Here is a 572-nt window from a genome sequence, read left to right as displayed (position 1 = left end):
TCGCCAAACAAAGGCTGGTCCATACTTTCGCCATCAGGGCGATTACAAATGATGGTGCGAAAGCCGGCATCCTCCAGGGTCATGATGTCGCTGGCCGTGATCTGCGAAGACACTGCCACATCGGGCGTCAAATAATTTACTTTCATGATGTTCCTTCTTTAGTTTCTTCGGCTGCCCATGTCGACTCGGCGGATGCGTTCGCTTTTGTCGAACCAATAAGCAGGCAACCGATTCCTGCATCCCAAAGGCCATACGAATGCCTTGATAAAAAGGCGTCAAGTAAATCGGCTGCTACCTGACTACCATTTCAAGGTGCGCGTAGCAGGTCCGGCCGGTCTAGGATGTTTTGGAAGTTTCATATGCTGTGCGACAGGCCGAGATTCTGGTTTGCCGGCACTGCGACGTCGATCAGTTTCGGTTTCGGCAGATTCAGCTTGTTCATCAGGTCGATGAAATCCTCCCTGCTGCGATTGGCTAGGCGGCTGTTGTTCGTCTTTTCCCAGCCAATGGTCGACACCGAGCGTCCCTTGTAATCGTGTCCTGGCCAAACCAAGGTGTGGTCAGGTAGCGTG

The 572-nt window shown here is 52.6% G+C and carries 1 protein-coding gene and 1 pseudogene; both read right to left on the bottom strand.

Annotated features, from left to right (window positions below; all coding sequences use genetic code 11):
* On the bottom strand, positions 1-146 hold a 146-nt coding region (locus tag JK635_RS26215), incomplete at its 3' end, for a beta-lactamase hydrolase domain-containing protein (RefSeq protein ID WP_368857110.1).
* A gap of 209 nt (positions 147-355) precedes the next feature.
* A pseudogene (locus JK635_RS20450) lies at positions 356-572 on the bottom strand (MBL fold metallo-hydrolase); the annotation flags it as partial.

This window comes from Neobacillus paridis (genome assembly GCF_016765675.1).
Classification (GTDB): domain Bacteria; phylum Bacillota; class Bacilli; order Bacillales; family Cytobacillaceae; genus Neobacillus; species Neobacillus paridis.
The sequence above is the reverse complement of the archived record's forward strand: the minus strand, read 5'-3'. Positions and strand labels throughout refer to the sequence as shown.